The organism is Sulfurimonas sp. CVO, from assembly GCF_009883775.1.
Taxonomy (GTDB): domain Bacteria; phylum Campylobacterota; class Campylobacteria; order Campylobacterales; family Sulfurimonadaceae; genus Sulfurimonas; species Sulfurimonas xiamenensis.
The window spans coordinates 835,524-860,227 of the sequence record NZ_CP033720.1; the positions used below are offsets into that span (position 1 = coordinate 835,524).

A 24,704-nucleotide genomic window follows, 5' to 3' on the forward strand; every position below is an offset into this window, starting at 1 on the left:
ATGCTAAAAAATAGACGCTGGAGATTTATTGATACCGGAGTAGGGAGTGCAGAGTGGAATATGGCAGTGGATGAAGTATTGCTGAAAAATCACAAAGAGAGTGATTTCCCGACTCTTCGTTTTTATGGATGGAATAAAGCTTTAAGTGCAGGACGGTTTTCTAAAATTGAGCAAAGTGTTGATTTAGAGAAACTAGAAAAAAATAAAATTGCCTGTGTTCGCCGTTTAAGCGGCGGCGGTATTTTGGTTCATGATAACGATCTCTCCTATTCGCTTATATTTGCGCATAATTTTTTAAAGGATAAAAGTGTGAAAGAGAATTATTTTTATCTTTGTTCTTTTTTGATTAATTTATATAAAAAATTTGGGTTAAATGCAGAGTTTGCATGCAAAATTGGGTTGCAAAGTGGGCACTCAAATATTTGTTTGGCTGGTCGTGAACCTTATGATATTATAATAGATGGTAAAAAAATGGGAGGTAATGCTCAGCGCTATACTCGCAGCACTATGTTTCAGCATGGAAGTATACCGATAAGTCTGAATGAAACACTATTTGAATCCCTGTTTTTGCAAGAATCTGGACTAAAAGATGCGGCAACACTCCAAAAGCTTGGAGTTTTTGCAGCATATAAAATGCTCTCAAAGACAGCAGTTGAAACATTTTGTGAAACATATGAGGCAGAGATTGAGATAGATACTCTTAGTGCGAGTGAAAAGCAGAGTGTTAAAGAACTTATGCAAAATAAATACACACAAAAAAGGTGGAATATTTATGCCAAGAGCTCCTAAGCCCGAGTGGCTTCGTAAAAAGATTACTCCAAGCGCCCATAAAGAGATGATAACTTTGCTTGGTGAAGGAGATATTCATACAATTTGCCAAGAAGCAATGTGTCCTAATATCAGTGAGTGTTTTGGGCAGAGAGTAGCAACATTTATGATACTTGGAGTACACTGCACTCGTGCATGCAGCTTTTGTGCCGTCAGTAGAGAAAAACCAATGCCTCCCAATCCTCTTGAACCTGAAAATATAGCTCAGGCTGTATCAAAACTTGGACTAAAACATGTAGTTATCACTGCTCCAACGAGAGATGATCTTAGTGACGGAGGTGCTGAACATTTTTGTCAAACAGTATGCTCTATTAAAGCTTTGGATAGTTCGATTGTTGTTGAACTTTTGATCTCAGATCTGCAAGAAAATGACTCTGCATTGAAGCAAATAGCAATGAGCGGAGCTGAAATTATTGGGCATAATTTAGAGACTGTACCGCGTTTATATTCCATACGCAGGGGAGCAAAATATGAGCGCTCTTTAAGAGTTTTAGAAAAACTTTTGGTCTTAAATCCTCTTTGTGCAACAAAAAGCGGAATTATGCTAGGTCTTGGAGAGAAGAATGACGAAGTGCTTCAATTGATGGAAGAACTTTTAAAAGTCGGCTGTCTTTATCTAAGTATAGGGCAGTATCTCTCGCCCTCATTTAAACATACAAGCGTAGTGGAGTATGTTGAGCCCAAAAGGTTTGAGTTTTTTGCTAAAAAAGGGCTTGAGATGGGGTTTAAACATATAAAAAGTTCGCCATATACACGCAGCAGCTATATGGCGCATGAATATTTGGAGAGAAGATGAGAGAGATAGATACCGTAATTATCGGAGCAGGTCCTGCAGGATATGAAGCCGCACTATATTTGGCGAACAGCGGTGTTGATACGCTTTTGATAGAGCACAGTAAAGTAAAAATAGGTGGAGTATGTCTAAATGAGGGGTGTATCCCGACAAAAAACTATCTGCAGAGTTCCTCATTTGCATCCAAAATCCCTTACTTTAAAAGTTGTGGTTTAGAGCTGGAGTACAACGGTTTTGATTTAAAACAGCTTGTTCAAAAAACTACAGCTCTTAAAGATGAACTTCGCAGCGGTGTAGTGTGGATGCTTGACCAAGCCAAAGTCGAGACAGTTTACGGCACGGCACTTTTCATGAATAGCAATCATCTTGAGCTCTCAGGAGAGGTGATAGCGTTTAAAAAGTGCATAATAGCTACAGGCTCGCAAGTTCTGCAGGTTCCAAAACTTCCGCTTGATGGTAAGTATATTATCTCAAGCAGCGATGTTTTTAATCTCCAGACTATGCCTTCATCGATAATAATTGTCGGAGGAGGGGCAATAGGGTGCGAATTTGCGACATTTTTTAGCGCTTTTGGCGTAGATGTGACAATGGTAGTCCGCGGATTACGGCTTTTAACGCGTGAGGACGAAGAGGTTTCAAAAGCTCTTTTGCGAGCTTTTAAAAAACGCTCCATTAAGGTTTTGACCTCTGCCGAAATTTCAAATGTTGATGTAGATGAAAGCGGAGCAAAGCTTCTTGTCGCAACACCTGAGGGTGAAAAGACGCTTAATTCTGAACTTGTGCTCTGTGCCATCGGACGGATGCCCTGCAGCAAAGAACTGCAGCTTGAGAAGGCTGGGGTCAAGTGTGATAAGAGAGGTTTTGTGGAGGTAAATGAAGCTTTGCAAACAACACAAAAACATATCTATGCAGCAGGTGACTGTATCAATACTCCTGGATTTGCTCACACTGCTTATACTGAGGGGAGAATTGCCGCGCAAAACAGTGTAAAGGGCGATTCTTTGACTAACAGTCATGTTACCCCTTTTACTATCTTTTGTGATCCGCAAATAGCGTCATGCGGTTTAAATGAGCAAGAGGCTAAAGAGCAAGGAGTTGAAGTAGAGGTTAAAAAAGCCTACTTTAAAGCCAATGCAAAAGCAAAAATATCAGGAGACGACTCCGGATTTGTAAAAATTGTTATCTCTTTACAAAGCGGCGAGATACTCGGAGCTTCCATCATCGGTGCAGAAGCAACTGAGATTATTCATGAGTTTATTATAGCGATAGAGAAGAAGATACCATACAGTGAATTTGTCAAAATGATTTTTGCCCACCCGACTCTATCAGAGATAGTGCGTTATCTTTGATAGATAAGATAGTTGGCTGCGGTTTGGCTATAAAAAATCCTTGAATACGATCTATATTGAGCTCTTTAGCTTTTTCAAAAACTTCTTTGTTGTGAACATATTCTGCTATTGTAACAATGTTTAATCTTTTTGCAAACTCTACGATTATTCCAACTATCATTTGGGCATTGATATCTTTATCAAGATTTTTTATAAGCGTGCCGTCAATCTTGATATAATCGATATTTAGTTTAAGAAGATGTTCAAAATTTGAGTATCCGCTTCCAAAATCATCTATAGCTATTTTGCAGCCAAGTTTTTTCATATCATTTATAAAGATAGATATATCTTCATAATTTTCTATGCCTTCTGACTCTAAAATTTCAAAAATAATTTTATCTGCAACATCGTATTGTTTTATTTTTTGTTTTATATAAGTAACGATCTCTTTGTTGAGTATATCTTCTACAGATAAATTAATTGAAAAATTTGAATCTATATGTTCAAAATATTGACAACTTTTTTCAATCATAATTTTACTCAATTTGTTATAAAGTCTGCTTTTTTTGGCGATTGGTAAGAATATGTCCGGAGCAACAGGTATATTACTACTATCGATTAAACGAATTAAACACTCATAGCTGGATATTTTATTTGTAGTATTATTAAAAATAGGTTGAAAATATGGAACTATTTTATCTTGTTCAAGTGCTTTATTAAGTTTTTTTACCCATTCCATATTATTTTTATACTGTTTTTCTATATTTAATTTTTTATCATATAGAAAAAAAGATTTTTGTTGTTTTCTTGCGGATTTTAGAGCTATATCAGCTTTTTCAAGTGCTCTTTCTATCTCATAGGTTGCACCTATCGTTACTCTAATATTAATCTCATTTTCTTGATATAAAAAAATCATTTTTTCTATAGCAAAAATTAATTTTTCAATAGTTTGTATAAAATTTTTTAATTGAGGTTTTTGTGTAAACAGAAGAGCAAATTCATCACTTGATAGATATTTCAATTGAACAGTTTCATTTTCTTTAAATATATTTATAAGTCTATTTGAGAGTTTTTTTAATATACTGTCACCCGCCGCATGCCCATAAAAATCATTTATCTCTTTAAAATCATCTATATTTAAAACAATCAGTGCACCATCTTTTATATCAGCGAGACTATTGATAAGACTAAGTCTATTTGGCAATCCTGTCAAAGTATCTGTATAGAGCTGTTTACGAAGCTCCTTTGTTTTTTCATTTACCTGTTCCTCAAGATAATTGTTAATGTTTTCTTGCTTTTTTGAATACTGGCAAATTTTTTCTTGCATCTCATTGAGAGCGTTTGAGATTAATCCAATTTCATTTTTTTGCGATGCATATGGAAATTTAATATTTTTATTTGGAGAGTAATTTTTTAATGATCTAGAAATTTTTCGAAGCGGAGAGAGAAGACGCTTTATATATATACCAAATAAGATAAAGAGCAAAGTTAAAACTAAAAGCAGTTTAAGTAAAATATCTGTAAATTCACCTACTAACTCTTTATACTCTTTATTGGAATAGGTAAGTGTAAGACGACCTACTTCTTTATAAGAGTTAGGCTGCAAAATACTCTTTGTAACTATAAATGAGTCATCTAAATTATTTTGATATTCATTAGACTTTATTTCACTGATTATTTCATTATTTGCTAGAATTTTTATGGCTAATATATTTGGATTTTCTAAAAGTTGGCGTGTGATTTGTTCGACATTCTCTTTCATATCAAGATAGATATTCATCCCAATAAGCGGCTCTATAGTTTTTGCAATTATTTCCGCTTTTTCTCCCTCGATTTGATAAAAAGCTTCTTTATTTATCTTTTCAAAAACTGCAAAAAAAACTAAAAGGATAAACAATGATGCAAGGGCGATTGAAAAAACTATTTTGCTTGAGAGAGATTTTAAATTCTCTTTTTCCACTTTACCACCTTGTCACTAAATAATATGACTCTCTTTGATTAAAAAAATTGTAACATTATTATTATAAAAGTTTTATTTTATTTTTATTGTTTGTCAATAAATTTGATTATCTGATAGAGTGGATCGACAAAGTTTATATCTTTAGTGTAGAGGTTCTCTTTGTTAAGATAAATTACAGTTGATTTTTCTAACATTAAAGAGAAGAGCAAACCCTCTTTTAAATTATCAATATCGTAACTAAATGTTATAACTCCTTTTGTTTTTGCAATGTCAACAATTTTTCTAATATTTTTATCTGAATTTAAAACATAAATTGCAGATGCCTCGGTCTGAGTTGATATATCTGAAAATTGTACTAAATTTATGCTGTAGGGGTATTTACCGAAATAACCGTTGTAGTTTTTATCTATAAAGTTGCTTATTTCTAAAGCTGTAAGATAATCAATTTTTTCATAAACAATAGTATAAACTATCTCTTTATTGATAAGTTTGTTATCTAACTTTTTATCAAGCAGTAAAATTTTAGGAAAAATAGAAGCTTGCGCTTTTAGCAAAATATCGTTATAACTAAAACCATAAGCTATATTTACAAAAATAAGAGAGAGTAAAACTATTTTTTTCATTTAAAACTTTTTCGTAAATGCTATAAGAAAATTTCTACGCTCTTGTTCATAATCATCTATATATGTGTTAGGCGGAGATGGAAAAACAACTTTTGTATCACATAGATTTTTAAAACTAACCGTTAACATATAATCATATTTTTGATTTTTATAACTTAGTGAAGCGTCTATTGTTGAATAAGCTTCAAGTTTTTCACGCGTATCTATAAAGATCCTCTCTTTTGAACCGACATATTTAAGAGTAGTACTAAGTGATAATGCGCTATTTAGATTATAGATATAGTATCCTTTAGCCAAATGCTGGGAGACATTTGGCAGAGATTCACTTCTGTCTTCGTTATTTATATATGATTTTCCATCTACATAAGAGTAGTTTAGGTATAGTTGATCAACAGGAAGTATGCTTCCTTTGTACTCAAGTTCAAAACCGTAAATATCTGTATCCATTGCATTTTTATATTCAGGATTTGTAGAAGAGTTATAGATTTGATCTTTGTTAAGCAGATAAAAAAGATTGGCTTGAAAATGGGAGTCGCTTGAGAATTTTTTTATATATGCAACTTCAAAAGCATCAACGATTTCAGGCTCCAAATCTGTGTTTCCAACTCTTGCTAAATTATTCATTGTAAACATCTCCTGCCATGAAGCGTTTCTATGTGAACGGCTATATATGGCTTTGAAAATATTTTCTCTGTCTTTTTGATAAACCATTGAGATTCTGGGTTCAAAGCCTGCATCTTTATATGATGTCTCTTCATAATTAAAACCATAGATAAAGCTAAGAGCATTATTGAGTAAAAATTCATCTTGAAGTGAGAAGATAAAAATATTTCGCTTGGCATCTGCATCAAAAAATGCAAAAGTTTCACTATAATCAACCAACTCTGCATCACCGCTCTCTCTGTTTGAGAGTTTTGATGTCATATCTATGGTTTCTTCTTTTTTAAAACGGTAACCGGCAGTAATAGTATGTTTTTTAATTCCGCTATATTTAAGATAAGAGGATTGATAGAGTGTTCTCTGCGCAGCAAAGTGTTCTCCATATACACCTTCATTAAAGACAATACCGTTTATTTCAATTTCATCAGGAGCTAATTTAGAGTATGAATCGAATGCGTCATATTTTATTCCTGCTTTTATATCGGCTTTATAGTCTCCTATCTCTTTTTTATAACCTAGTTCAAGATAGTGATTTGGCGCTTTTATTCTATCGCTCTCCTGTGGCAATGCAAGATTTATACCATATGCACTTCCTTGTTTGTGCTGAAGTGCTCTTGCTTTGATTGAAAAATCTTTGTATTGAAGATTGATACCAAGCGAGTAGGACTCTAACCATAAAGGTGCATCTCCTGATTGAGAGAGAGCTATATTTTCTGTTCCTAATGCACCTTGTGAGAGACCGTCAGGACCTGCGGGCAGCTTTTTGTTATCTTCTTGGTAGAAAAAATCTATAAAAACTTTTAAATCATCTTTTTTATAGGTTTTCATAAATCCGCCCATATAGTAATCATACGAGCCATGCTTAAATACTAGCTTATCATTAGATTCAAATCCTTTAAAATCTTCCGCATAGGTGATAACATTGATAGATCCTGCATAAGCATTGACACCATCTGTTTTGCTTCCCGGACCTCTCACTACTTCGATTCTTTTAATCATCTCTATAGGAAAAAAGAGGTATTCAGAATAGCCGTCTGAAAAAACATTATTGACAGCTACACCGTCTATAAAAAGTTTTGACTGCCCATAGGCGCTGGAGTTTGAACCTCTGAAAATAGGAGTTTGATTGTTTAAATTATCAGTGGTCATATCAACTCCAGGGACTAACTCCAACGCCTCTTTAAGGTTTGAGACACCAAGTTTTTCAAGCTCTTCTCCATGAAATACAGAGATAATATAGGGCTGATAGTGCTCATTTTGTTTTGTAATCGTTGCAACTTCATCAAAATGTTTCATATCATTAGATATTGAGTCTACTATATCAGTTGTTTTTGCTTTTAAATTAGCAAAACCTAATAATAGTAATACAACAGAACTAACTTTGAGTGAGTTTAACAAACTATTTTTTTTCATATTCTTTTTTCCAGAGTTGAGCAATATCCGGATTGTCTTCACCAAACTCTTCTGTATATATAATGGACGGATATCGTAAACCGAAATCTTTACAAGTTTGTTCTTCACCTATAGTATGATAGTTCATTTTGTACATCTTTAGCAGTCTTAAAAAGCTTGCCTCCTGTGAGCCGTATGTATACTCTAAGCCCAGCTCTTTCATTTTGTTATATATGATTTGCTTAAGCCCTTGCATAATACTTTTTGTAGTTTTTATATTTCTATATTTAGCATCTACAAAGATTCTTGACATCTCTCCGAGCTTATCTCTTTCAAACATACTGTTGTCAAATTTCATATTATTTTCGGTGGGATAGCCAATGGGAGAGTTGTGTATAATTCTTACCGCTGCACTAACTTCATCATTTTCATCTAGTACCGCAAAATGTACTGAATATTTATCATATTCATCATGCTCTTTGGTATCTGAAAAGTTGCATTTTTTTAAATATTGCGGATATATTTCTAAAAGTATTTTGTAGCGAAAAGCAAATACCTTTTCTAATATATCACTCTCTTTAACTTCTAAAAATGTAAATTTCAAGCAACTCCTTTAAAGTTCTATTTATAACAGTATTATGGCATCACTTTTCTCTAAATGCAGTGCATTAAATATAAAAAAAAATATTTAATGCAATTTTGTTACTTTATATCTTTTAAATATTCACACATTAAACGAACTCCGGCACCCGTTGCTCCATAAACATTACAGTCCCATGGAGCTTCAGTATATGCTGAACCTGCTATATCAAAGTGCATCCATCTGTTTTTGTTTTCATCACGGATAAATTTATCTAAAAAGAGTCCTGCTGTTATTGCGCCGCCGTATGGTTTTGAAGCTGTATTGCTGATGTCGGCAATTTCACTTTTTAGAAGTTTTTTCAGATGATTATTAAATGGCAGAGAACTAATCAACTCTCCAGAATCAGCTCCTGCTCTTGAAATATCATGCTTTAGTTTATGCGAGTGTCCCATTAATCCGGTTGTGTATTGACCAAGCGCTATCATACATGCACCTGTAAGTGTTGCAAAATCAAAAATATAATCTGACTTAACAGCATCCTGCGCATAGTCAAGAACATCTGCTAAGACCAAACGACCCTCTGCATCTGTATTTCTAACCTCGATAGTTGTTTTACTTCTTGAGATTAAAACATCATCGGGTTTATATGCATCTCCGCCAACCATGTTTTCAACCGCGCCGATAAACGCATGTACTTCAATATCAAGTTTCATCTCACTTACAGCTTTTATCATACCAAGTACCGCACAGGCTCCTGCTTTATCCATCTTCATGGTAACCATTGAAGTGGCAGGTTTTAGGCTTAATCCGCCACTGTCATAAGTTAAACCTTTGCCTACAAGAGAGATGATTTTTTTTGGATTTTTTGGCTTATATGCCAGATGAATAAGAGCACTTTCATGAACAGAAGCACGGCCTACTGCAAGCATTGCACCCATACTCTCTTTTGCCAAATCATCTTCTTTTAGTACATTGCACTCCAGAGAGTTCTCTTTTGCCAATTTTTGAGCTAATTTACTTAGGGTTTGCGGATTTATCTCTTGTGGAGCTCTGTTTACTATATCGCGGGTAAAACATGTAGCATTTGCAATAATCAGTGCTTCATTAAAGATAGTTTGTAAATTACCAAAATCAATATCTGTAGATGCTAAAAAAAGATCCTCTAAAACTACTTTTTTTGGTTCAGATTTATACTCATTAAACTCATATCCGCCTAAAACTATACCTTCAACTAAAGCCTTTATAGCGGATTTGTTTACAACACTTATTTTTGCAGATTTATAGTTTGAAGATTTAAGCACTTTGATCATAGCAGCACATGCACTTCTTAAATCGTCACTTTTTTTGCTATCAACTCCACAAAATAGAGTAGATTTTTCATATAAAAAACATGTAGAATCTTGCTCAGCCTTAAAGCCGGCACTATTTAGTATCTTTGCATTTTTATGATCTTTAAGTTCACTGTTTGTTATAAATTCTATTAAGACTTCTGAATCAATATCAGATATCTCTTTATTTACTAATTGAATATTCATAATTTTTCCTCTATTTTAATTGTCAAAATTTAACAACTCTTTTGCTTGAATCATATCTTTGTCACCGCGACCTGATAAATTTACAATAATTAATTTATCTTTTATATTTGGCATTTTTTTCAAATAAGCTATAGCATGTGCACTTTCAAATGCCGGTATAATTCCCTCTTTGCGAGATAACCATACGAATGCATCGAGTGCTTCTTTATCTGTCGCATAATCATATGTAACTGTTTTATTATCATGATGAAAAGAGTGTTCGGGTCCTATCCCTGGATAGTCAAGTCCAGCCGATATTGAGTGAGCTTCTAAAATTTGTCCATCATGATTTTGAAGCAGATAACTCATTTGACCATGCAGTATACCTGGGCGTCCTTTGTTAAGAGAACAGCCGTGTTGACCGGTTTCTATACCGTGTCCGCCGGCTTCTATACCAATACACTCAACTTCTTTATCTTCTAAAAAGTGTTGAAATGTACCAATAGCGTTGCTTCCGCCTCCGATACATGCAATCACATGATCCGGCAAGCGATTCTCTTTTTCTAAAATTTGCGCTCTTGCTTCATAACCGATAATAGCCTGAAAATCTCTTACCATCATAGGGTAGGGATGCGGTCCGGCAACGGTTCCTATAATGTAAAAAGTATCTCTTGTATTTGTTACCCAGTGACGGATTGCATCATTCATGGCATCTTTTAGTGTTCTGCTTCCACTCTCAACACTGTTTACTTTTGCACCAAGAAGTTTCATGCGAAAAACATTAAGTTCTTGACGGGCTACATCTTTTGCACCCATAAATATTTCACACTCTAAATCTAAAAGCGCACAAATAGTTGCTGTTGCAACTCCATGCTGGCCGGCACCCGTTTCTGCTATTATTTTTTTATAGCCAAGTCTCTTAGCCATAAGCCCCTGAGCTATAACATTGTTTACTTTATGTGCGCCGGTATGATTTAAATCTTCTCTTTTTAGATAGATTTTTGCACCAAGTTCATCTGAAATGTTTTTTGCATAGTAAAGAGGAGAAGGGCGGCCGACATAATCTGAAAGATAGTAATTTACCTCTTTCCAGAAATCTTCATCAAAGCGGATATTATTATACTCCTCTTCGAGTTTTAAAAGCGCAGGCATCAATGTCTCAGGAACATATCTGCCGCCAAACATACCAAAGTGTCCATTTTTTGGATCAAATTTTGAAGGAGAAGGAATATACATTATTTTACCTCTATTAAAGAATATACATTAGTTATTTCTTTTAAATTTTTTTGTCCGTCTAAAAAATCAAGAGCTATAAGAAAACAAGCTTCTACACAGGACGCACCTGCTTGATTTATCAATTTTGCTGCAGCATTTGCTGTACCGCCGGTAGCGATTAAATCATCAATAAGAAGTACTTTTGCATTTGAAATTTCACTAAATGCATCAATATGAATCTCTACTTCATCTACACCGTACTCCAGTGAATATTTTTCACTGATTGTGGTATATGGCAGTTTGCCTTTTTTACGGATAGGCACAAAACCGACTCCAAGCATTTGAGCAAGTGATGCAGCAAAAATAAATCCTCTCGCATCTATGCCTGCTATATAATCTAAATTATATTCCTTATACCTTTGATAGAGATGATTCATAAGCACGCCGTAAGCTTTTGCATTGTTTAAAAGAGTTGTAATATCTTTAAATACAATTCCGGGTTTTGGAAAATCTTTTACATCTCTTATGGAGTTTTCTATGATTTCTCTCTCTGTAGCGCTAAGTGTCATATTTTTTTCCTTATATTAATACGCTTTTTTATAAAAGTATTAAGATTTAATTGCTTCGATTTTTGCTACTCTTTGTATATGACGACCACCTTCAAAACTACCTGCAATCCAAGCGTCAAGTATAGACTCGCATACACCTTTTCCTATGATTCTCTCTCCAAAGCATAATACATTTGCATCATTATGTCCTCGGGCAACAGTTGCAGTATATGCATCATGGCAAAGTGCAGCACGAATTCCGCTATGTCTATTTGCTGTCATACTCATTCCTATTCCGGAGCCGCAAATAAGAATGCCTTGTGCCTCTTTGTCTGCTAAAACTGCTTCTGAAACTTTTACGGCATAATCAGGATAATCAACTCTATCTTTTGAAAATGGTCCTAAATCTATAACTTCGTGACCTTTTGTTTTTAATAGTTCAACGGTATAATCTTTAAGATCCAAGCCTGCATGATCTGTAGCAATATAAAATTTCATTTTTTTCCTTATTTTATGATAATAACAGACTTAAAATAGTCTGTACAGGGAGTAATAATAGATAATTCTTTAATGGTGTCATAAGAATTATCAAAACTATAATTATTCCATATCTTTCATTTTTATAAAAGAACTCAGCTATGGAATTTATTTTATACTTTAATGAGAGGTGCATTAAAAAGTGCGCACCGTCAAATTGAGGAATCGGGAGTAGGTTGAAAACGCCCAAAACAACATTTATAATAAGCAGTTGAAATACAAAAAGATAAGTCAAAACATAAAATAAACTGTCAGAAGTATTTGGCTGACTCATCATAACAATAACAATAGAAGCCAATACCGCTAAGGTAAAGTTATAAACTATTCCCGCTAAATCAACCTGCATTGCGCCATTATAACCGGCTCTTCTGATTACAGTCGCCATATTGATTGGCACGGGTTTAGCCCATCCAAATAAAAATCCGCTCTCTCCACCTAAAAGTATCGGCAAAAAATACATTGTTGCAGGAACTATAATTGTTCCAATAAGATCTATATGCGAAATAGGGTTTATTGAGAGTCTTCCTGCATTTTTGGCAGTAGTGTCACCATACATGTACGCTACCCATCCGTGCATTATTTCATGCCCGACAATAGCTACAATCAAGGAGAGTACAGCAGCTAAAATTTTAAGTAAATCAATAGATTCCATAATCATCTTTGTCTTTTTTTATTCTCTCTGCTATAGCTTTGTTTAAGTGAGCAGGAGTCTCTAGATCTGTAGGCGTTTTTCCGATTCTGTCCCATCTGATTTCCCAGTTTTCATCTATACTAAAGTATACAAACCAAGGCGTTCCTTCTATATTTTCATAAGGAACAGCTCCCCAAAAACGGCTGTCATTTGAGTGGTCACGGTTGTCACCCATCATAAAGTAGTGGTCTTCATCAATTTTGATTGGAGCAAAATTAAATATAGGCATTGGATATTGACCGTTATTTGTAATTTTTTTATCATGATGAATTCCGGGGTGCTCTTTCATGTATGGATTTTTAACCCAAAGTTTTCCCGCAAAAATAATAATATCCTCTTCTTTAAAATTATTTTCAATCCACTTGTCACCTTCATGATGATGAATATATAAATCTTTGTCTAAAATAAAAAGTTCATCATTAGGGAGCGCAACACACCTTTTTACAAAGTGCTGTTTTGTATTGTGCGGCGGTCTGAAAATTACAATATCTCCCCTTTTTGGAGTATCTCCATCCATTAAACGCAGACGATCACTCCATGGCATAATAGAGGTTTCCAAAAATGGAATATGAGGCATAGGAATACCGTATGCAAATTTTTTAGCAAAAAGATGATCTCCGATAAGCAGAGAATCTTTCATGGAACCGCTTGGAATTTTAAAAGCTTGAGCAATAAAAAATATAACAAAAAGAACTATTATTATAGTTCCAGTCCATGAATTGGAAAATTTGTAGGTTTTGTGTAAAAAATTTTTCATTTACTCTCTTTCATTTGCATGCATTTTTGCAGCTTTTAGAGTATTGCTTAATAGCATAGCAATTGTCATTGGACCGACTCCGCCTGGAACAGGAGTTATGTAGGAGCATTTTTTTGCAACATTTTCAAAATCAACATCACCTACTAATTTTCCGTTATCGGCACGGTTGATTCCTATATCAATAATAATAGCGTCATCTTTTACCATATCTTCTTTTATAAGATTTATTACACCAACCCCAACTAAAAGAATATCAGCATTAAGGGTATGCTTTTTTAAATCATCCGTAAATATATGACAAATCTCAACCGTTGCATTTGCATTTAAAAGTAGAGATGCCATCGGTTTTCCGACTATATTTGATGCTCCTACTACTACGCAGTTTTTTCCTTGAATGTCTATACTGTATTCTGATAAAAGTTCCATTACGCCAAGAGGAGTACAAGGGACAAAACCATCAAGTCCTATCATTAATCTGCCGACATTGTATGGATGAAAACCATCCACATCTTTGCTCGGATTTACCAATTCAAGTATTTTTGTCGTATCTATTTGCGCAGGGAGAGGCAGCTGAATTAAAATTCCGTCAATATTTGGATTGTCATTCATCATAATGATTGTTTTTTCAATTGCCTCTTGAGAGATGTCTTCTGGCATCTCATGTGTAACAGAGTAAAAACCAACTCTGTCACATGCTTTTTTCTTCATATTTACATACGCTGCACTTGCCGGGTCCTGTCCTACCAAAATAACTGCTAAACCTGGAACTGAACCTGTTTTGCTTTTAAACTCTTTTACTTCATTAACTATTTTTGTTTCTATCTTTGCTGAGAGTGCTTTACCATCAAGAAGTTGCATTTAAACCTCATAATATTATTTTTTTGTTATTATACCTTTATATGTTAAAAGGTCGCTTTATGAGAAATGCTTTGTTTTTATTGTTGCCATTTTCTTTATTGGCTGAGAGTAGTTTTATTACACCTTTGGAGTATGCTTCGTCTCTTTATAAAAACCCAAGAGGCATAGGATGCCATAAATGTCATGGAGAATTTGGCGAGGGAAGAGTTGTAGCTACATATGAACATAAAAATGAAAAAAAAAGTTTTGTCGGTCCGGTAATAAACAGTATGGATTTTAATGATTTTTTTAAATCGCTTAATGTGAGAAAAAATGGTATGCCAAGATATTTTTTAACTCAAAAAGAGATTAAGGCACTCTATTTTTATCTGCAAGAAAAAAAGAAAGAGAATATATCAAATGTTAAATAATTTAAAAGAGATACAAGCTGCTTATGATAGTAGAGATTTAGTGGCACTTGATGCGTTGGCAACTCCAACATATAGAATGATAAACAGAAGAAAAGATTTTCGTTCGGCTTTAATGCTTTCATGCAATAATATAGATCACCTGACAAAAATAGAATCGGTTGAGGCTGATTGTATAATTTTAAATCTTGAAGATGGTGTAAGCAAAGAGGATAAACCTTTTGGTCTTGTTTTGTGCGCTATATTTTTATCTTATTATAAAAAATGTGATAAAAAATTGGTGGTTCGTGTAAATGCTCTGAACGAGGGGGGATTTGAAGAGATAGCATACTTAAATCAATTTATGCCTGATGCAATTAGAGTTCCAAAAATAAAAAATCCAAAAGAGGTAGAATCAGTTTATGCACTCTTGGATGAAAAAACAGAACTGCATCTCTCAATAGAAACAAAAGAGGCTTGGAATAATTTAGCACTTTTAAAAGTGGATAAAAGAGTTACAACATTTTATCTTGGCATACTGGATCTTTTTGCAGATATGAATCTTCCACAAAGTTTGATAAATATAGATAATCCAACTATGACATATATTTTGTCACATTTTTTGATTACATGTAAAACAATTGATGTAAAAGCAGTTTCTTTTGTATATCAGGAATTTAAAAAATTAGATGAATTTGAAAGATGGATATCTTTAGAAAAAATCATGGGTTATGATTCAAAAGGGTGTATTTCTCCTGAGCAGGCCAAGCTTGTTAATAAAAAATTTGCAGATGAAGAGCGAGAAATTATGAGAGCCAAAACTATAATTAAACTCTTTGAACTTAAAAGAGAAGAGGGGATGACTGGTTTTGAAGATGATGAGTACGGATATATAGATGAACCTATATATAAGGGAGCATTGGCACTGCTAAACAAAAATAAGCAGGAATAAATTGAGTTAGTATCCGGCCAAATTATAAAAAACATTGTATCGAACTAATATTTTTTCATTTGGCCGTGGATATCTGCTGTAAGCGTATTCAATCGTCTCTTTTGTAGTATCGTCTAAAACATAATACCCGCTTTTTTTGAGAAATTTAAAATCTGTCATATCTCCATTTGGATGAAGATAAAACTCTACGATGTTTGTACTGTTTACATTTATATCTCTTGAAAGGTTTACTCTGGCTACCCTATTTAAAACCTCTTGCGTTATTCTTCTCATTATCTCTTGATTGTCAATAAGATATTTTTGCTGTCCCGGGGTCAGCTTGCCAAACTCATCTCCGTAAAGCTCTTTTAAATTTGAATTCCCAATATTGCTTCCGCTCTCTTTTTTACTCTCCTTTGTCTTTTTTTCTTCTTTTGATCTATCCTCATATAACCAGTCGTAAGACTCTTTTTTACTCTCTTTTTCCTTTTCTGGAGGTGTTGATGGAGATTTTAAAGGTATATATGGCTTAGTCGGCGGAAGAGGTTCTATTTTTGGCTGTTTGATTTCAACCTTACTCTCTTTTTTTATCTTTTGTTCAACTTTTTTTTGTTCAACAATAGATTTTGCTTTTTCCATAGGCAATTTTTTGCTCTTTGTTGGTTGAACTTTTTTTGGCTTAAACTCTATAGGCGGTTTTTGCTGCAGAGAATTTTCTATTTTTTTAAGTTGACTCCCTTTTGGCATAGGGGGAGCTATCTCTTTTGGTTTTTTAGTATCCTCTTTTTTAATATCTCCGCTATCCTTATGCTTTTTTGGCATCTCTTTTAATGAAATTTTTATTTTATTCTCTTTTTTATTCTCTTTTTTTTCAATTTCCGGTGTTATAGTGCCAAAAAGCCAAAATATAAGCAGCAGCAAAATATGAATTAAAAGAGCTACAAAGAGAGCAAAATATGAACGATTCAAGTAATTCCTTAAAAAAATTTCAATTATTATAACCAACATAGATTAATAGTTATTAGCTATAATTACAAAAATCAAACACAACAACAAGGTGAAAAATTGAGTATAGATAATTCATTAAAAGCTTTCAAACAGGCACAAAATTTAATTCCAGGTGGAGTAAATTCTCCGGTTAGAGCATTTAGCAGTGTTGGAGGAACTCCTCTATTTATTGCAGAAGGAGATGGAGCATATTTAATTGATATAGATGGAAATAGATATATAGATTTTGTACAAAGTTGGGGACCTTTGCTATTTGGACATAGAGATGAAGCGATAGAGAGTGCTGTTATAGAAGCAGTAAAACATGGACTTAGTTTTGGTGCGCCGACACAAGCCGAGAGTGATTTGGCTGAGCTTGTTGTATCAATGTTTGATTCTATTGACAAGATTAGATTTGTTAGTAGCGGAACAGAGGCTGTTATGAGTGCAATACGCCTTGCTCGTGGATACACCGGACGAGATGATATTGTAAAATTTACTGGATGTTATCATGGACACAGCGACTCTCTTTTAGTTCAGGCAGGAAGTGGCGCTGCTACATTTGGAAATCCTAGTTCACCGGGTGTTCCGGCTGATTTTACAAAACATACTCTTTTAGCTGAATATAACAATATAGAAAGTGTAAAAAAATGTTTTAAAGACTCAAGTGAGATTGCATGTGTAATTATAGAGCCAATCGCTGGAAATATGGGATTGGTTCCTGCAGACAAAGAGTTTTTGCATGAGTTAAGAGAGCTTTGTGATGCCAATGGAGCTTTGCTTATATTTGATGAAGTTATGAGCGGTTTCCGCGCTAGTGTAAATGGAGCAGAGTCTATTACGGGAGTAAAGCCGGATATTGTTACGCTTGGGAAAGTTATCGGCGGCGGTATGCCAGTGGGTGCTTTTGGTGCAAGAGCCGAGATAATGGCAAAACTCTCACCTGAGGGTCCGGTTTATCAAGCAGGAACACTCAGCGGAAATCCTGTTGCAATGGCTGCAGGACTTGCTGCCATCTCTAAACTAAAGGCAAATGCGCAAGTGATCTCAGTTCTTAATCAAAGGGCAAAAAGATTGGTTGAGGGAATGAAAAAAGAGGCAGAATCTTTTGGTATACCTATGCAGATAGATACAAGAGGGAGCATGTTTGGTTTCTTTTTTAATGAAAAACCTGTTAAAAACTTTGCCGATGCATCTAACTCTGACGCAGAACTTTTTGCTAAGTTTCACTCTAAAATGCTTCAAGAAGGATTTTATTTTGCATGTTCACTCTATGAAACCGGTTTTATTTCAACTGCAGTTACAGATGAGATGATAGAAGATACGATAAAAGCTAGTGCTAAAGTTTTTAAAGAGATAACAAATGGTTGAAAATGAAAAAAAGGAAGAAAAAACTCCTAAAATAAAACCGATTATAGAGGCAGCTGACAATCTGTCATTGGGAATTTCCATAGCAGTTGCAGTTGTTATGGGTGTTGGTATAGGCATCTTGCTTAAAAACTTAACAGGTGCCGGTTGGACTTTATGGATAGGAGTTTTTATAGGTATTGCAGCGGCTGTATTAAATGTTTATAAAGCATATTCAAAGCAGTATAAAGAGTATGAAGAGTTAGCAAAAGAGCCTCGTTATGCAATAAAAAAACAGCTTCAAGATGATGAAGATGAGGATGAGAGTGAAAAAAACTATTAAACTTATAGTTTTTGTCGAATCAATAATTTTGTTGACAAATATTATCTCTTTTGAATTCTTTATAAATTTGCAAATAGCATTTTTAAGCAGTTTTTTTATCATTTTAGGTTCAATATATGCCTATAAGAGAACAGTAAAAAGTGAAGTTGATTCTCAAAATATTAATGAAAAAAGAGATCTTTTAGATACTATAGAAGACCCTTATGAACTTTACAATGATATGGATATAAACGAGGCGCCAGTAGATGAGCTTGATTTGAAGGCTATCGTTAAAGAAGAGAAAAAAAAGATAAAAATATTGAATGTCAAAGATATTAAAAAAAGCGGCAGAGCAAGTATTTCACTCTTTAGGCTTATTCCATATCTGTTTTTGATTTTAGGTTTTATAGCACTTAAAAACAATCAGGTACTTGATATATCTACTTATCTCCCATCTCTGCTTGTAGGAATCATAGTAGGTTATATTGTTTCAAAAGATCTATTTTAAGAGGTAATCATAGGGATGTTTATGGTTATCTTTTTTTGAATATCAATATAAAAATTTGTATTTGCAGTAAAAACTTTTAACTCATTTATTTTTTCTTTGTTACTGTTTTGTGAACTTATTTCAATGGAAAAAATACTATATTTTTTTTCATCAAATTTAATATGTTCACCGACTCTGTAAAATATTTTTGTTGAAATTTTTGCATTCTCCGCATAACAAGAGTATATTTTATTTAGCAGTTTTATAAAATTATTTGAATCTATAATGATTTCGGGAATTGTAGGATCAAAATCTTTTTCAAAAATAATTTTTGAATTAATAGAATATGTCGCTATGCATAGATCAACTAATGTATAGATATTTGTCGGTTCACCTATAAGTTTTTGATTGTTTAGTTTAAAAGAGGGTGACTGATATAATTTTATACCTATTGCATCATCATTTTCATACCCCACAGTTAAAGCAAAAAACCTATATCTTCCAAACTCTAGCTCAATAAAAGTTGTTTTAAAACCAAATGACACATTTGCATATGTTGTCGCAAGATTAAAAAGCTCTTCAGTGGTTGCTGCACCAAGTAAAAATTGTGCCTGTGAGTTTAATGATATAACTTTTCCGTTTGAACTAAAGAGCACAAAAGGGTTGTAGTCATATTCAATCCATTGTTGCTCAAATGTCATATTTTTGTTCGTTACTCTTCCATATAGTTTTTAAGTTTTCTTCCTACTTTAGGATGTTTTAGTTTTTTAATTGCGCTTGATTCGATTTGGCGGACTCTTTCACGCGTTACACTTAGCTCTTTTCCTATCTCTTCAAGTGTTCTGTCAGACTCATCATCCATAATTCCAAAACGAAGTTTAATAACAGCTTTTTCTCTTTCATTTAATTGTTCTAAAACACTCTCTATCTGGACTCTTAAATCATCTTTAAGAATTGAATCAGATGGTGACAATGATGTTTTATCTTCAATAAAGTCACCAAAACGCCCATCATCTTCACTGCCTATAGGCGCTTCAAGACTTATCGGCTCTTTTGTAATCTTAATTACATTTTTAACTTTTTCAACAGAAAGTCCGACTTCTTGTGCGATTATTTCAACATCAGGCTCTTTTCCATGTTCTTGAAGGTGTTTACGCATAATTTTATTGATACGGTTGATTGTCTCTATCATATGTATCGGGATACGAATAGTTCTTGCTTGATCAGCTATAGCACGCGAAATTGCTTGACGGATCCACCATGTTGCATATGTTGAAAATTTATAACCTTTTTGATATTCAAATTTATCAACTGCTTTCATAAGACCAATATTTCCCTCTTGAATTAGATCAAGAAATGGAAGACCGCGGTTTGTATATCTTTTTGCAATGGATACTACAAGTCTTAGGTTTGATTTTGCCATCTTAGTTTTTGAGATTTCAGAGATATTTTTACCGCGTTTGATCTGCTCTAAAATATCTGCTAGCTTTTCAGGTTCCATGTCAAAGCTGTTTTTTGAAGCCTCTTTGGTTTGTACAAGCTTTTTAATCTCCATATATGTACTGACCATAGTAGCTTCAGGAACCATTGTAGCAATGTCCTCTTTATTTAAATCACAAATTTTTTCAAGTAAAATTTTATGATTTGCTTTGAGCGTAGCATTGAATAGTGGAAGTTTATACTCTAATCTTTTTAACTCTTTATCATACCCTTCATCACTTTTAAGTGCAGTTTCCATAGCTTTTACAAGTTCGTTTATAAGTTTAGAAGTAGGACCTAAGTCTAATAGTGTTTCTTTTAAAATAGCTTTTTTGTATGTAATAGCCAGATAATAGTAGATAATTTCAGGCGTAAGTTCTCCGTCTAAATTTTCAGGTGCTTTCTCTGCTGTTTTTATCCACTCTTTTTTAGCTTTTTCTAGTGCTTTGAAACTTATAGTAACTTTTTCAACTCTGGTTTTGTCTTTTACTGTTAATGTTTTTTCATTCTCACTCTCTTCATTATCATCATTGTCATCATCATTATCCGAATCATCGTTGTCATCTTCAAAACTTTTAAATAACTCTTTTACTCTTCTTTCACGATTAATCAGTGGTTCTTTGTAATCCAGGATAAAATCTATCAGGTATGGAACAGAGCATATAGCATCGATAATTATGCTCTCTCCGGCTTCTATTTTTTTTGAGATTTCTATCTCTTCTTCTTTTGTTAAAAGCGGAATTTGTCCCATTTCTCGAAGATACATACGAACAGGAGAATCTGAACGAGACCATTCTAAAAGCTCATGCTCTTTTAATATATCAAAATTGTCAGTTTCATTGTTTTCAATCATCTTTCTTTGAGCGCTTCTTCTTGCTTCTGCCTCTTTGTCGTTAAGAAGTTTTGCATGTTCGGATGATGTGTATATACAAGCTTTATATTTTTGTATAAGTTTATAGATATTATTTGCTTGTGCGGTGGTTGGCTGCTTATCAAAAAGGTCTATAAGTGATTCATAAGTTAAACACTCTTTTGGTTTTTGATTTGTAAAAAATGTTTCAATAGCTTTATTGAGTTCTTTTGCTGTCATGTATAATGCACCTTGTTGGCTTGTTAAGTTTTTTCAAAGGTGGATTATACCCAAATAGTCTTAATTTTCTCTTCTTATATAGATAGTAAAATATTATATAAGATATATAAAATTACTTTTAGTATAATTTCAAATTAAAATATTGTTTTAATTTGAAATATATGAAAAAAAATACAAATAGGAATTTTTATGAATTTAAAAAATATAGAAAAAATTGAGTTAAATTATTTAGAAATGGATGATTATGAAGCAGTGGTAGATCTAATGAAAGATGAATATAGACATCTAAAAGATTCCACATGGAGCAGAGAAGAACTTGCTATTTTGATCAACAAATTTCCAAAAGGGCAGGTAAGCATAAAAATAGACGGTGAATTTGCAGGTTTTGCGCTAAGTTTGATTGTTGATTATGATAAATTTGAAGATAATCACACATACAAGCAGATAACAGGAAACTATACATTTGACACCTTCAATCCTCTTGGTAATATTCTTTACGGCGTTGATGTTTTTGTAAGTAAAAAATATCGAGGCTTAAGGCTTGGAAGAAGGCTTTATGACTATAGAAAAGAGCTATGCGAAGAGCTGAATTTAAAAGGAATAATCTTTGGAGGCAGGTTGCCGAATTACTCCAAATATGCAAATAAAATCACTCCAAGAGAGTATATTCAAAAGGTAAAAGAGAAAGAGATTGATGATCCGGTATTAAATTTTCAACTCTCAAATGATTTTAGTGTAAGGCGCGTAATTAAAAACTATCTTGAGGGAGATAAAGAGAGTTGTGAATATGCAGCACTTTTGGGCTGGAATAATATTTACTATACACAACCTAAGAAAAATCCGCTTACGCAAAAAACTGTAATAAGGCTCGGTCTAATTCAGTGGCAAGTAAGACCGTACAATAACATCGAAGAGGTGCTTGAACAAGCAGAATATTTTATAAACGCTGTATCAAATTATAGAAGTGATTTTGCGCTCTTTCCGGAATTTTTTAATGCACCGTTAATGTCAAAACATAACCATCTAAACGAAGCAGAGGCGATAAGAGAGCTCGCAGGCTACACGAAGAGATTTCGTGATGAGTTTTCAAAGCTGGCTATCTCATACAATATAAATATTATCACAGGAAGCATGCCTGAACTCGTTGATGGGCATCTTTACAATGTAGGTTTTTTATGCAGACGCGACGGTACTACCGAGAAATACTCAAAGATACATGTAACACCGGATGAAGAGCGCATCTGGGGTTTAAAAGGTTCTGATGAGATTAAAACATTCAATACGGACTGCGGTAAGATAGGTGTGTTGATTTGCTATGATACCGAATTTCCTGAGCTTGGAAGATTGCTGGCAAAAGAGGGGATGGAGATATTATTTGTTCCGTTTTTAACGGATACGCAAAATGGCTACTCAAGGGTAAGAGTCTGCTCTCAGGCGCGTGCGATAGAGAATGAGTGTTATGTTGCCATTGCCGGATGTGTAGGAAACCTGCCAAATGTCAGTAATATGGATATACAGTATGCACAATCAGCAGTATTTACGCCTTGTGACTTTGCATTTCCTTCAAACGGTATAAAAGCGGAATCTACACCAAACACGGAGATGATACTTGTTGCGGATGTTGATTTGGATCTCTTAAAAGAGCTGCATACATTTGGAGGTGTTACAAACTTAAAAGACAGAAGAGAAGATCTTTACGAAGTGAAATTAAAAAAGTAATATTTAAATCATAAAGGCTCTTTATAAAACTAAAATTTCATTTTGGGTATAATCGCAAAATTAATTTAGAATAGATGATTAGGAATTTATATGCAAAAAGCAAATATTAACGGCAAAGTTTGGAGATTTGGAAAAGATATTGATACGGATTTAATCATAGCGGCTCGCTACTTGAATACATCAGTGCCTGAAGAGCTGGCAAAACATGTTATGGAAGATGCTGACCCTGAGTTTGTAAACAAAATGAGCAGAGGTGATGTAATAGTTGCGGAGGATAATTTTGGTTGCGGCAGTTCGCGTGAACATGCACCTATAGCTCTTAAAGCAGCGGGTGTTGCAGCAGTTATTGCTCCTACTTTTGCAAGAATTTTCTATAGAAACGCATTTAACATGGGGCTTCCTATATTTGAGCTTAAAGAGAGCCATGAGATTGCAGAGGGCGATGAAATAAGCATAGACATGAATAATGGAACTATTACAAACAAAACATCAGGCAAAACATATAGCTTTACTCCTATCCCTGCTTTTATGCAAGAGCTTATAGATGCAGGCGGACTTATGAATTTTGCACAAAATGAGATTAAAGGTAAATAATGAAAACATATAAAATTGCACTGATAAAGGGTGATGGTATCGGTCCTGAGATTATAGATGAAGCCGTTAAGGTACTAGATGCAGTAGCTTCATGCTGTGATATAGAGTTCTCTTATGAAGAGGCTTTAATGGGCGGTTGCGCTTACGATATCACCGGCGATCCTCTTCCTCAAGAGACGATTAACATCTCACTAAACAGCGATGCAGTGCTTTTTGGTGCAATCGGCGGTACAAAATGGGATAATCTTCCCCGTGAGAAAAGACCGGAGAGCGGACTTTTGAGATTCCGTAAAGAGCTTGGTGTTTATGCAAATCTGCGTCCTGCGGTTGTATATGATGAACTTATTAATGCTTCCTCTTTAAAGGCTGAAGTCGTTAAGGGCGTTGACTTGATGGTTGTTCGCGAGCTTATCGGCGGAATCTATTTCGGCGAGCCAAAAGGGCGTGATGAGAATAGGGGCTACAACACTATGGTCTACACTCGTGATGAGATTGTGAGAATTGCCCATCAAGCTTTTAAGATCGCTATGACAAGAAGCAAGAGAGTCTGTTCAATCGACAAAGCAAATGTTTTAGATGTATCTCAGCTTTGGAGGGATGTAGTTACCGAAGTCTCAAAAGAGTATCCTGAAGTTGAACTCTCTCATATGTATGTGGATAATGCTGCAATGCAGCTTATTCGCGACCCTAGACAGTTTGATGTAATGCTTACCGGAAATATTTTCGGCGATATATTAAGCGATGAAGCAAGTATGCTCTCAGGCTCTATAGGGCTTCTCCCATCGGCTTCCGTCGGCGCAAAAATCGGTGTTTATGAGCCTATTCATGGTTCAGCACCTGATATTGCAGGACAGGGAATTGCAAACCCTATTGCAACTATCTCATCGGCTTCAATGATGCTTAGATACGCTCTTGGCGAAAATGATGCGGCAGATAAGATAGATGCCGCTGTAAAAAGAGCATTAAAAGAGGGATATAGAACAAAAGATTTAGCTCAATATGATGCTAAAGAGATATGCTCTACAAGTGAAATGGGCTCAATTATTGCTAATTATGCAGCAAAATAAAAATATTA

At 34.3% G+C, this 24,704-nt stretch carries 25 protein-coding genes; 11 read left to right on the forward strand and 14 right to left on the reverse strand.

Features of this window, described 5'->3' with window-relative positions:
* The 3 genes from CVO_RS04240 to lpdA are packed head-to-tail and all read left to right on the forward strand — an operon-like array spanning position 1 to position 2,970.
* A complete protein-coding gene (locus CVO_RS04240; RefSeq protein ID WP_152299406.1) occupies positions 1 to 789 on the forward strand; it encodes a lipoate--protein ligase family protein in 789 nt (262 codons plus the stop codon).
* Positions 773 to 1,624 carry a lipoyl synthase gene (lipA, locus tag CVO_RS04245; RefSeq protein WP_159570260.1) on the forward strand — a complete coding sequence of 284 codons (852 nt, stop codon included), beginning with the start codon at positions 773 to 775 and terminating at the stop codon, positions 1,622 to 1,624. The genes CVO_RS04240 and lipA overlap by 17 nt, the downstream gene beginning before the upstream one ends.
* Positions 1,621 to 2,970 (forward strand): dihydrolipoyl dehydrogenase, encoded by a 1,350-nt coding sequence (gene lpdA / locus CVO_RS04250; RefSeq protein WP_159570262.1) that lies wholly within the window; start codon positions 1,621 to 1,623, stop codon positions 2,968 to 2,970. The genes lipA and lpdA overlap by 4 nt, the downstream gene beginning before the upstream one ends.
* Here lpdA and CVO_RS04255 read toward each other — a convergent pair.
* The 11 genes from CVO_RS04255 to folD form a co-directional block, all read right to left on the reverse strand.
* Positions 2,918 to 4,909, reverse strand: coding sequence for an EAL domain-containing protein (locus CVO_RS04255; RefSeq protein ID WP_159570264.1), 1,992 nt, complete (start codon positions 4,907 to 4,909; stop codon positions 2,918 to 2,920). The genes lpdA and CVO_RS04255 overlap by 53 nt on opposite strands.
* An 83-nt stretch (positions 4,910 to 4,992) precedes the next feature.
* The gene (locus CVO_RS04260; RefSeq protein ID WP_159570267.1) at positions 4,993 to 5,532 is read right to left on the reverse strand and encodes a hypothetical protein; all 540 of its coding nucleotides are present in this window, start codon (positions 5,530 to 5,532) and stop codon (positions 4,993 to 4,995) included.
* Complete coding sequence (locus CVO_RS04265) at positions 5,533 to 7,605, reverse strand: TonB-dependent receptor plug domain-containing protein (protein WP_241691011.1); 2,073 nt, start codon at positions 7,603 to 7,605, stop codon at positions 5,533 to 5,535.
* Positions 7,592 to 8,188, reverse strand: coding sequence for a GNAT family N-acyltransferase (locus CVO_RS04270; protein ID WP_159570270.1), 597 nt, complete (start codon positions 8,186 to 8,188; stop codon positions 7,592 to 7,594). Before CVO_RS04270 ends, CVO_RS04265 begins: the two co-directional genes overlap by 14 nt.
* 98 nt (positions 8,189 to 8,286) lie before the next feature.
* Positions 8,287 to 9,702 (reverse strand): leucyl aminopeptidase, encoded by a 1,416-nt coding sequence (locus CVO_RS04275; RefSeq protein ID WP_159570273.1) that lies wholly within the window; start codon positions 9,700 to 9,702, stop codon positions 8,287 to 8,289.
* 15 nt (positions 9,703 to 9,717) lie between these two features.
* Positions 9,718 to 10,917: a tryptophan synthase subunit beta gene (gene trpB, locus CVO_RS04280; RefSeq protein WP_152299399.1), complete on the reverse strand. Its 1,200-nt coding sequence runs from the start codon at positions 10,915 to 10,917 to the stop codon at positions 9,718 to 9,720.
* Positions 10,917 to 11,465 (reverse strand): adenine phosphoribosyltransferase, encoded by a 549-nt coding sequence (locus tag CVO_RS04285; protein ID WP_152299398.1) that lies wholly within the window; start codon positions 11,463 to 11,465, stop codon positions 10,917 to 10,919. Before CVO_RS04285 ends, trpB begins: the two co-directional genes overlap by 1 nt.
* Before the next feature lie 39 nt (positions 11,466 to 11,504).
* Positions 11,505 to 11,942, reverse strand: coding sequence for a ribose 5-phosphate isomerase B (gene rpiB, locus CVO_RS04290; RefSeq protein ID WP_152299397.1), 438 nt, complete (start codon positions 11,940 to 11,942; stop codon positions 11,505 to 11,507).
* 13 nt (positions 11,943 to 11,955) lie between these two features.
* On the reverse strand, positions 11,956 to 12,633 hold the full coding sequence (locus CVO_RS04295) for a site-2 protease family protein (protein ID WP_159570276.1): 678 nt from the start codon (positions 12,631 to 12,633) through the stop codon (positions 11,956 to 11,958).
* Positions 12,620 to 13,429: a signal peptidase I gene (gene lepB, locus CVO_RS04300; RefSeq protein WP_152299395.1), complete on the reverse strand. Its 810-nt coding sequence runs from the start codon at positions 13,427 to 13,429 to the stop codon at positions 12,620 to 12,622. The genes CVO_RS04295 and lepB overlap by 14 nt, the downstream gene beginning before the upstream one ends.
* Positions 13,430 to 14,287, reverse strand: coding sequence for a bifunctional methylenetetrahydrofolate dehydrogenase/methenyltetrahydrofolate cyclohydrolase FolD (gene folD, locus CVO_RS04305; RefSeq protein ID WP_159570279.1), 858 nt, complete (start codon positions 14,285 to 14,287; stop codon positions 13,430 to 13,432).
* Positions 14,288 to 14,346: 59 nt separating this feature from the next.
* Between folD and CVO_RS04310 the strand changes: the two genes are divergently transcribed.
* Entirely contained in the window at positions 14,347 to 14,697 is a 351-nt protein-coding gene (locus CVO_RS04310) for a c-type cytochrome (RefSeq protein WP_159570282.1), read from the forward strand.
* Positions 14,687 to 15,625, forward strand: a complete 939-nt coding sequence (locus tag CVO_RS04315) for an HpcH/HpaI aldolase/citrate lyase family protein (protein WP_159570285.1) — start codon at positions 14,687 to 14,689, stop codon at positions 15,623 to 15,625. The genes CVO_RS04310 and CVO_RS04315 overlap by 11 nt, the downstream gene beginning before the upstream one ends.
* Positions 15,626 to 15,631: 6 nt before the next feature.
* On the opposite strand, the gene CVO_RS04320 is transcribed toward CVO_RS04315, so the two are convergent.
* Entirely contained in the window at positions 15,632 to 16,573 is a 942-nt protein-coding gene (locus CVO_RS04320; protein ID WP_159570288.1) for an energy transducer TonB family protein, read from the reverse strand.
* Between the two features lie 96 nt (positions 16,574 to 16,669).
* Between CVO_RS04320 and hemL the strand changes: the two genes are divergently transcribed.
* Genes hemL through CVO_RS04335 form a run of 3 tightly spaced genes read left to right on the forward strand, consistent with a single transcriptional unit; the run spans position 16,670 to position 18,768 of the window.
* Positions 16,670 to 17,962, forward strand: coding sequence for a glutamate-1-semialdehyde 2,1-aminomutase (hemL, locus tag CVO_RS04325; protein WP_159570291.1), 1,293 nt, complete (start codon positions 16,670 to 16,672; stop codon positions 17,960 to 17,962).
* The gene (locus tag CVO_RS04330; protein ID WP_159570294.1) at positions 17,955 to 18,281 is read left to right on the forward strand and encodes an AtpZ/AtpI family protein; all 327 of its coding nucleotides are present in this window, start codon (positions 17,955 to 17,957) and stop codon (positions 18,279 to 18,281) included. The genes hemL and CVO_RS04330 overlap by 8 nt, the downstream gene beginning before the upstream one ends.
* Positions 18,265 to 18,768, forward strand: a complete 504-nt coding sequence (locus CVO_RS04335) for a hypothetical protein (RefSeq protein ID WP_241691012.1) — start codon at positions 18,265 to 18,267, stop codon at positions 18,766 to 18,768. Before CVO_RS04330 ends, CVO_RS04335 begins: the two co-directional genes overlap by 17 nt.
* Here the strand turns inward: CVO_RS04335 and CVO_RS04340 are convergent.
* Together CVO_RS04340 and rpoD are read right to left on the reverse strand one after the other, a co-directional pair.
* On the reverse strand, positions 18,765 to 19,448 hold the full coding sequence (locus CVO_RS04340; RefSeq protein ID WP_152299388.1) for a hypothetical protein: 684 nt from the start codon (positions 19,446 to 19,448) through the stop codon (positions 18,765 to 18,767). The two genes, CVO_RS04335 and CVO_RS04340, sit on opposite strands and share 4 nt — an antisense overlap.
* An 11-nt stretch (positions 19,449 to 19,459) precedes the next feature.
* Positions 19,460 to 21,316: an RNA polymerase sigma factor RpoD gene (rpoD, locus tag CVO_RS04345; protein ID WP_152299387.1), complete on the reverse strand. Its 1,857-nt coding sequence runs from the start codon at positions 21,314 to 21,316 to the stop codon at positions 19,460 to 19,462.
* Between the two features lie 189 nt (positions 21,317 to 21,505).
* Between rpoD and CVO_RS04350 the strand changes: the two genes are divergently transcribed.
* From CVO_RS04350 to leuB, 3 genes are all read left to right on the forward strand, one after another.
* Entirely contained in the window at positions 21,506 to 23,035 is a 1,530-nt protein-coding gene (locus CVO_RS04350; RefSeq protein ID WP_152299386.1) for a bifunctional GNAT family N-acetyltransferase/carbon-nitrogen hydrolase family protein, read from the forward strand.
* 90 nt (positions 23,036 to 23,125) lie between these two features.
* Entirely contained in the window at positions 23,126 to 23,629 is a 504-nt protein-coding gene (locus CVO_RS04355; protein WP_159570297.1) for a 3-isopropylmalate dehydratase small subunit, read from the forward strand.
* A complete protein-coding gene (gene leuB / locus CVO_RS04360; protein WP_152299384.1) occupies positions 23,629 to 24,696 on the forward strand; it encodes a 3-isopropylmalate dehydrogenase in 1,068 nt (355 codons plus the stop codon). Before CVO_RS04355 ends, leuB begins: the two co-directional genes overlap by 1 nt.
* Positions 24,697 to 24,704: the final 8 nt, after the last annotated feature.